The organism is Porphyromonas crevioricanis (genome assembly GCF_900167225.1).
GTDB lineage: Bacteria > Bacteroidota > Bacteroidia > Bacteroidales > Porphyromonadaceae > Porphyromonas > Porphyromonas crevioricanis.
Map to the genome: position 1 here is coordinate 111,335 of NZ_FUXH01000006.1, position 9,476 is coordinate 120,810.

Annotated in this window: 5 protein-coding genes; 4 read left to right on the forward strand and 1 reads right to left on the reverse strand. The window is 44.6% G+C overall.

Annotated elements, in window-relative coordinates:
• Positions 1-301: 301 nt before the first annotated feature.
• From B5D48_RS05020 to uvrC, 3 genes are all read left to right on the forward strand, one after another.
• Positions 302-898 (forward strand): hypothetical protein, encoded by a 597-nt coding sequence (locus B5D48_RS05020; protein WP_042120445.1) that lies wholly within the window; start codon positions 302-304, stop codon positions 896-898.
• 134 nt (positions 899-1,032) lie between these two features.
• Positions 1,033-2,922 (forward strand): tRNA uridine-5-carboxymethylaminomethyl(34) synthesis enzyme MnmG, encoded by a 1,890-nt coding sequence (mnmG, locus tag B5D48_RS05025; protein WP_023938160.1) that lies wholly within the window; start codon positions 1,033-1,035, stop codon positions 2,920-2,922.
• 18 nt (positions 2,923-2,940) lie between these two features.
• Positions 2,941-4,812 (forward strand): excinuclease ABC subunit UvrC, encoded by a 1,872-nt coding sequence (uvrC, locus tag B5D48_RS05030; protein WP_023938161.1) that lies wholly within the window; start codon positions 2,941-2,943, stop codon positions 4,810-4,812.
• Between the two features lie 52 nt (positions 4,813-4,864).
• Here uvrC and B5D48_RS05035 read toward each other — a convergent pair whose 3' ends face one another.
• Positions 4,865-5,857, reverse strand: a complete 993-nt coding sequence (locus tag B5D48_RS05035) for a polyprenyl synthetase family protein (protein ID WP_078801688.1) — start codon at positions 5,855-5,857, stop codon at positions 4,865-4,867.
• 44 nt (positions 5,858-5,901) lie between these two features.
• Between B5D48_RS05035 and polA the strand changes: the two genes are divergently transcribed.
• On the forward strand, positions 5,902-8,685 hold the full coding sequence (gene polA, locus B5D48_RS05040) for a DNA polymerase I (protein WP_042120459.1): 2,784 nt from the start codon (positions 5,902-5,904) through the stop codon (positions 8,683-8,685).
• The last annotated feature ends 791 nt before the right edge of the window (positions 8,686-9,476 follow it).

The following is a 9,476-nucleotide window of genomic DNA, read 5'->3' on the forward strand; positions in this document are numbered from 1 at the left end:
GGAATAATCTTGGTATTGGTCGTTTATTTCGGAGGGATATTATTGGTTGGTAAGCTCCCATTTGTTAGTTCGTTACCATTCAAAACTCAAGTACTTCTTGTACTTTTGACACATGTTGTCCTCTCTGTCTAAACTATTTTCTGGCCAAATTTCTGAACAGAAATGGAGTTAAGAATACTGTTGCTGGCCTCAGATTGGAAAAGGTAGTTCTTTTCATGAGTATTGTTTTCTCCTTCATAATCCTGTTGATGGTTTATGGAGAATTTAAGGAATGAAGAACATAATTTCGAAAGAAGACACAATGAAAATAATAAGAGACAATATGGATATTCCCAAGCGTCCATCTCGGCTATTGACGTTCGTAGGTTTGCTTATCATCTTGTCAGCAATTCCTGCCATGTATGTCCTCGGTTTTATGACAATCGGGAAAATCAATTCGACCCCCAAGGATGCAAAAGTTGTCAGAACTTTCTCGGACGAAAAAATAGATATACAGACCCAAAAAGACGAAAAGACATTTATCTATACAGACTTCTTTTCGATCCATCGCAACGACTATTCGTATGAGGTAAGAGATACCGAAGGCAAGGAAGTACCCCTTACCAAACTAAACGGTAAAAGAGATATTCCTCTTGATGGACAATTGGTGACAAAATTTGTTCCTACAGCCTCCTTCACGGCACCGGGTGGAACTGTTACCTTCTGTGCCAAAATGGAAGGAAATTCGCGAGGAGAATTTTTCATCGGAGAGAAGATAGATCGTTTTTCTGCCAATTGGTTACTACCATTTTTACTCTTTATTTTTGGTACCCTGATTGGGGGTTTAGGGTTGACAATGGCTATCAAAAACATTATTGCCCGTAGGAATTGGATCGATAAATATGGCCAATATGAATGATCCCCAAGGTCCATACAAAACAGAATATTTATTCTCGAGATATATAATATAAGTCAGGGAGTGATACTCTATACCCTATGAGGGGAGGATTACAACCATATCCGGATAATCTTCTTCCTGAACAGAAATAAATTATGCTATACACGCAAAACAAAAAATATGATGTGATAGTGGTGGGAGCTGGTCATGCCGGTTGTGAAGCTGCTACGGCTGCTGCCAACTTGGGTTCACAGGTGCTACTTATCACATTGGATATGAATAGGATAGCCCAGATGTCTTGTAATCCGGCTGTAGGAGGAATAGCTAAGGGACAGATTGTCAGAGAGATAGATGCTCTTGGAGGCAGAATGGGACTTATCACAGATCGTACAGCCATACAATTTCGTATGCTGAACCGCTCCAAAGGACCGGCTATGTGGAGTCCTCGTTCGCAAAATGATCGAATGCGTTTCTCCGAAGCTTGGAGACAGGAATTGGAGCAACAGGCTAACTTGGAGATCTATCAGGATGAAGTAAAAGAATTGATCCTTGATGGAGAAAAGGTGACCGGTGTACGGACTTTGCTTGGGATGCTCTTTGAGGCTCCTAATGTTATCCTGACTGTGGGAACTTTTTTGGGAGGGCTGATGCACTTTGGAGAGATACAGATACCCGGAGGTCGGATATCTGAGCCAGCTTCTATTGGACTAACCCAGCAACTCTCCGATTTAGGTTTTCGTACCGATCGGATGAAAACAGGGACTCCTGCTAGGATAGATGCTCGCAGCATTCACTTCGATGAATGTGATAAACAGGAGGGAGAACAGGACTTTCATCGCTTTTCTTTCCTTGATACAGAACATCCCAAATTGCAGCAACTCCCCTGCTATATTACCTATACCAATGAGGAGTCTCACGATATTTTGCGTCAGGCATTGGATCGCTCCCCTCTGTATAATGGTCAAATACAAAGTATAGGGCCCCGATATTGCCCCAGTATTGAGACGAAGATAGTCTCCTTTGCAGATAAGCTTTCTCACCAGTTGTTTTTGGAGCCGGAAGGAGAGAAAACAACGGAATACTATGTCAATGGTTTCTCCTCTTCTCTTCCACCCGAAGTACAACTGGAGGCGATGAGGGCCATACCGGCATTGCGTGATGTGCGGTTCTTTAGACCGGGTTATGCCATAGAATATGATTTTTTCGATCCGACACAGCTCAAGCCTACTCTCGAGACAATGCTCATAGAGGGACTTTTCTTTGCTGGACAGATCAATGGGACTACAGGGTACGAAGAAGCTGCCGGGCAAGGTATGGTAGCTGGTATCAATGCACATCTCAGAAATGATTTGGCCAAAAAAGAATTCATATTGCATCGTGATGAGGCCTACATAGGTGTGTTGATAGATGATTTGGTGACCAAGGGAGTGGATGAGCCTTATCGTATGTTTACCTCCAGAGCGGAGCATCGTATTTTGCTAAGGCAGGATAATGCCGATATGCGTCTTACTCCCAAAGCTATCGAATTAGGTCTGGCTTCGGAATTGAGAGAGCAACGATTTGGCAAAAAGAACAAGCTAAGGAATGAGCTAATTCGCTTCTCCGAAACTTTCTCTGTATTACCCGAAAATATCAATCCTTTTTTAGAGCAGATAGGAGATACTCCTATTCGGCAAAAGACAAAACTGAAGGATTTAATTCTCCGTCCTCGTCTGAATATGCTCACCTTGGCTGTGCAAATACCCCCTTTCTTGACACGAATAGAACAGCTTGGGAAGATGAAAGAAGAGGTATGCGAATCGGTAGAGATTCTTATCAAATATGGTGGATATATAGAGCGAGAGAAAAAACAAGCCGAGAAACTTTACCGACTGGAAGAGGTGCGTATACCCAAGCATATTAACTACGAAGAGCTGCTCCAACTATCCACCGAAGCCAGACAAAAGCTCAGCAGAATACGGCCTGTTTCGATAGGACAAGCGGCACGTATTCCGGGGATTTCGCCTCATGATATAAGTATTTTGCTTGTCCTTTGTGGCAGATAAGAAAGCAGATTGTTTCACGTGGAACATAACCAGCATATCTATATCAGTCCTACCAGGCTAAGCAGGGAACAGCTTGTAGCAATCTTGCCTACTCTGCCTACTCTGCCGGGTTGTTACCAGTACTTCGATGAAGAAGGTTCTCTTATATATGTGGGGAAGGCCAAAAATTTGCGTAAGCGAATCAGTTCTTATTTTCAAAAAGAACTCACTGATCGCAAAACCAAGGTGCTCGTATCGAAAATACGTGGGCTGAAATACATTGTTGTAGATACCGAGGCTGAGGCTCTTATTCTGGAGGGTAATTTAATCAAGACACATCAACCTCGGTACAACGTTTTGCTCAAGGATGGCAAAACATACCCCAGCATAGCTATCACCAAAGAACATTTTCCACGGATTATATTTACCCGAGATATACGGAAAGATGGAACAGAATATTTTGGTCCCTATCCCAGTGCCATAGTTGCCAAAAACATGGTTGCTCTGTTGAGGGATCTGTATAAGTTTCGCACCTGTTTGCTTAACCTTAGTCTAGCAAAAATAGCTGAGGGGAAATACAAGGTTTGCTTGAATTATCACATCAAGAAATGCAATGCTCCTTGTATAGGGAGGGTAAATGAGAGTGATTATCTGCACTCCATAGACGAGGCCAGAGAGTTGCTCAAAGGCAATCTTTCTCTGCTTATGAAGATATATAGAGAGGAAATGATTGCCGCTTCCGAGCAGATGAGATACGAACAGGCACAAGTCTATAAAGAACGACTTGCCTTACTGAAGCGTTATGAAGCAAAACATACAGTTGCTCCAAGAGCAATTATGCTTGTGGATGTTTTTTCTTATGACGAAGATCAACAGCAGGCATACATCAACTATATGCAGGTGAGCGAAGGAATGATCCGACTTACCAATACAGTGGAATATCGCAAAAGAGTAGATGAAGAGCCGGACGAGATTTTTGCTCGTGCCATTGCCGAATTGCGAGATCGCTATCAGAGTATGGCAAGAGAAATTATTCTGCCTTTCGATCCAGGTTGGGGAGCGGCGCAGCAAGCCAAGATCACTATACCACAGCGTGGTGATAAAAAGCATTTGCTTGATCTCTCTGAGAGGAATGTCAGACAGTATAAGATTGATTGTCTTAAGCAGGCCGAAAAACTTAATGCAGAGCAATCAGCTGCAAGGTTGATGAAGCAAATGATGAAGGATTTGCATCTGGATAGAGAGCCCAGATTGATCCACTGCTTTGATAATTCCAACATACAGGGCACAAGTCCAGTAGCTGCTTGTACTGTATTTAAGAATGGAAAGCCGGCTAAGAGTGAATACAGAAAGTTCCACGTGAAAACAGTTGTCGGAGCTGATGACTATGCCAGTATGCGAGAAATTGTGGGTCGTCGGTACAGCCGTATTCTGAAAGAGGAAAACAGTGAAGAGAAACTCCCTGACTTGATTGTAATAGATGGAGGTAAAGGGCAGCTAAGAGTGGCATATGAAGTTCTCAGGGAACTTGATTTGGTTGGAAAAATACCCATTATCGGTTTAGCTGAAAGGGTCGAAGAAGTCTATTATCCAAATGATCCGGTTCCTCTTACATTAGGATTCAATAGTGAGAGTCTTCGTGTATTGAGACAGATAAGGGACGAAGCGCATCGCTTCGGTATTACCTTTCACAGGCAGACACGTGGCAAAGCTCAAGTGAAAAGTGAGCTTGATAACATTAAGGGCATAGGACACAATAGCAAAACCAATTTGCTCCGGCACTTCAAATCAGTCAAACGAATCAGAGAAGCGACAGAAGAGGAAATTGCTTCCATCGTAGGCCCTTCAAGAGCAAAAAAAATCCGATCAGCCCTACAAGCTGACCGGAATATCTCATCCATGGAGAGTTAAAAGAGGCATAATAGCCATTTTGTTAGGTCTTAATATCTTATATATCAACCTCTTATACCGATCTATTGCAAATAAACTCTGCAAGTTGTTTTAGTTGCAATCCAGCCTCTTTGTTAGGTAAAGTGTCTATCAAAGCATTGGCTTGGCTCAAGAAAGCTCTCATTCGCTTGTTGGCATATTCTATCCCTCCTGCGGAGATTGCAAACCGGGTAAGTCTGTCTAAATTTTCGTGGTCGAAGCTGCGAGCTTTGATAAGGCTTAGGCATTCTTCTTTTTCTGTCTTTTCGGCATAAGAGGTATTAAGAGCATAGAGCAGAGGAAGGGTTACCTTGCCTTCTCGTATATCATTGCCGGTTGGTTTGCCAATATCTTGTTGGTAGTAATCGAATATATCATCCCGGATTTGGAAGGCATAGCCCAGCAACTCCCCTATTTGTCCGCAAAGAGAGATTAGCCCTTCCTCGGCATCTACAGAGATGGCTGCCAACTCGGCTGCTGCACGAAAGAGTGTAGCCGTTTTTTGTTTAATGACGGAATAGTAGATTTCCTCGTCCAGAACAACTTCGTCTGCCACCTCAAACTGACGTATTTCTCCTTCACTCAATTCTCGCCCGATGGAAGAAATGATTGAGATAATTCGCAAATCTTGCAATTCGATTGCACGCATCAAAGCCGAGGAGAGTACGAAGTCACCCACCAGTACTGCTACTCGATTATCGAAGATGGCATTAAGGGTAGGATGTCCTCGTCTCAGGTTAGAGTTGTCGATCACATCATCGTGTATCAGAGTGGCTGTGTGGATCAATTCGAGCAATACAGCTGCCTCCGTGGTTTTGGCCGAGGGTTCATGATTACAGGCTTTGCTCATCAACCCAATAAGGAGCGGACGCACCTGCTTGCCGGTTGCTTTGTTGAGAAGTTCTATAGCTTGCCCCAACCAGCGAGATTGTGAGGCAAGGGCGTGGGCAAATTCGGTATCGAAAGCCGCTATAAAATCCGCCACGGAAGCCTTGATGGGAGCCAATTGGTCTGTTACACTTTGCATAGCACGCAAATATAATGATACTTAAGCGTACCTTTACCCCTAAGATGAAACAACAACTTTACCTCTTAGATGCTTATGCCCTCATATACCGGGCATACTATGCTTTTATTCGTGCTCCCCGCCGAGATTCTTCCGGTCGAGATACCAGTGCTATATTCGGCTTTGTACTCACTCTGCAAGACCTTCTGGAGAAAGCCAATCCCGATCTCTTGGGGGTGGTTTTCGATCCCTCCGGCGGTACATTCAGGCACAGGGAATATCCCGAATACAAGGCGCAGCGAGAGGAGACCCCTCAGGGGATTACTTTTGCCATTCCCTATATCAAGAAGTTGTTGGAGGCCTACCGTATCCCATCAGTAGAAGTAGCCGATTTCGAGGCCGATGATGTTATTGGTACTTTGGCCGGGCAGGCCGAAGCGGCCGGATACGAGGTACGTATGGTGACTCCCGATAAGGATTATGGTCAGTTGGTTACAGAGCACAGCAAGATGTATAAGCCCTCCAAGAACGGTGGAGGCTATGAGCTGTGGGGGCCTGCCGAAGTGGCCTCATCTATGGATCTCAGTGGCCCGGAGCAGGTAATAGACTATCTCGGTCTGATGGGAGACAGTAGCGATAATATCCCGGGTTGCAAAGGTATAGGACCCAAGACTGCCTCTACCCTGCTCAAAGAATGGGGATCGATAGATAATATTTATCAGCATTTGGATGAGATCAAACCTGCGACTGCCAAGAAGCTAAGAGAGGGTAAAGAGTCTACCCTACTCTCTCGTTATTTGGCTACAATTCGCACAGATGCGCCTATTACATTCCGAGCCGAAGATTTTACACGCAGAGAAATCAATATCCCCGAGCTGATAAGTCTTTTTGAGGAATTAGAGTTTAGATCTCTTTCCAAGCGTGTTTTGGGACAAAGAGTTGCCAAGACGGAGAAGGTGATACAGCAGGACTTGTTTGCTGACGAAGAGTCATTGCAGAGCTCTACTCTCTCGGAGGGAAACACACTTTTCCCTCACCTATCCGACTACCTCGATGCTCAGCCCAACTATCGAAGAATAGAGACACCCGAAGCTCTCAACCAGCTTTGGGGAAAGTTGAGCAAACAAACAGCTTTTGCCTTCGATACGGAGACGACAGATGTAGATCCACTCAAGGCGGAGATTGTGGGGATTAGCTTTTCCTGGGAGGCAAAAGAGGGGTACTATATTCCTCTGCCGGAGGACGAAAAAGAAGTTAGACAAATGCTTCGTCCATTGAAACGCTTGCTCGATGACAACAAACACCTAAAAGTGGGGCAAAATCTCAAGTATGACTTGCAAGTTCTGGATCGCTATGATATTCGAGGGAGAGGACCATACTTCGATACTATGATTGCACACTATGTCTTGGAGCCGGATAGCCGGCACGGGATGGATTATTTGGCCGAAACCCTTTTGAGTTATCGCACCATCAGCTATGATGAACTAATGACAACAGCGACACGCAAGGGAGATATACGTACGACCAATCCGGAGCGACTCACACTCTATGCAGCTGAGGATGCGGATGTCACTTGGCAACTATATCAGAAGTTGCTGCCTCTCTTCGAGCAAGAAGAAACAGTTAATTTGCTCAATCTAATAGAGATGCCCCTCATGCCGGTCTTGGCGCAGATGGAGCGAGAGGGAGTACGACTGGACACCTGTGTATTAGAGGAGCTGGCAGACGAAATTGCCGGACGGATACAGCTGCGAGAGGAGAAGATACAAGAGATGGCAGGCGAGCCATTCAATGTCAATAGTCCCAAACAAGTGGGGGAAATACTATTCGATAAGCTCCAGCTCATGGACAGGCCCAAGAAGACCAAAACGGGGGTCTATAGTACAGCTGAAGAGACCTTGCAAAAAATTCGATCAACCCACCCTATTGTCCCTCTGATTCTTGATTATAGGGCAGATCGCAAGCTCTTGAATACTTACATAGAGCCGCTCCCTTCTATGCTGCATTCGGATGGTCGTTTGCACACATCCTACAACCAGTGCGTTACCAGTACTGGGCGACTTTCCAGCTCCAATCCCAACCTGCAAAATATCCCTATACGTACAGAAGATGGTAGAGGTATCCGTCGCGCTTTTGTTGCACGCTCAGACGAATATACTTTCCTCTCAGCCGATTATAGTCAAATAGAATTACGTCTCATGGCTCACTTGAGTGGAGATCCGGGATTGATAGAGGCATTTCGAGAGGGGAAAGATATCCACACTGCTACAGCTGCAAAAATATATGGCATCAATACCGAACAGGTCAGTTCGGATCAGAGAAGAAAAGCTAAGACAGCCAATTTCGGTATCATCTATGGTATATCGGCATTCGGTTTGGCTGAACGATTGGATATACCTCGTGGTGAAGCCAAAAGTCTTATAGATGGTTATTTCAATCTTTATCCACAGGTAAAAGAGTACATGGAGGCTGCTATTGCAGAGGCCAAGAAACTCGGCTATGTGAGCACTCTTTTTGGTCGTAGACGCTATTTGCCGGATATAAATAGCCGGAATGCCACGGTGCGTAGCTTTGCTGAACGAAATGCTATCAATGCTCCCATACAAGGCACTGCCGCCGACATTATCAAGCTGGCTATGATACGTATAGCCAAGGCTATTGAGGAGCAGGAACTTCGCTCTCGTATGATCCTGCAAGTGCACGACGAACTCAATTTTGATGTTTTCAAGCCCGAGCTTGAGCAAGTCAGCCAGATTGTGCGCATGGAAATGGAGCAGGTATTTCCGGAGCTTTCCGTTCCACTCGTGGCGGATATTGGGTATGGACGCAATTGGTTGGAAGCCCATTGATGAGACAAAAGAGCCTGTTGCGCAACGTTTAATGACACAGCAGGCTTTTATTTCGATTATACCTTAGGAGAGAGAGAATGCTTCTCCAATGTTTTAAGGTCAGCGGACAATAATCTCTTTCAGATCCCAAAATATTGTGGGGCTACTCTACGTGTAGAGTCGATATGTTTTGCTTGGTTTCTTGGGACTGGCAAATGCCGGTTTGAGATGTATTATTATGTTTGTTTCTATTTTGTTCTGTTTCTATTTCTGCTGTGTTTTTCTGCCCGAATTGGGGACTTTTTCCAAGGATTTTCCCTCCTCTTTTTGATGCTGACGGGAGACATTTTTTGCTGACACGGGAGAAAACAAAAATTCTCTCCTGAGGAAAAAATAATTCTCTCCTGTGTTAGCAAAATTTTTCTCAGGAGAGAATTTCGACCCTCTCAGAACGCCCTATTCATCGGTGTTTTGGGAGAGCAATTCGGAGCATATAAGAGGGAGATATATCCACCCCTATACGGAACTCTTTTTTCCTCCTTTTTCCTCGATTTTTGCCTCGAGAAGAATTTACAAAACATGTCTATTCCGAGAGGATAAAATAGGAGCTTCTTGACTGCATTCTGATTGCTCAGCTGCTCTTTGTGAGATTCACGGGAAGGGTTGTTGCATGAGGACACGATGATTTCATGGAAAGCAGCTGTAACAGCCTCTTAGATCTGCCCACACATTGTGCACAGGAGGGGAGGCTTTGGCCCATGCTCTAAACAAAGAAAGTGCCACAACCCGATCAAGGGTTGTGGCACTTTCGA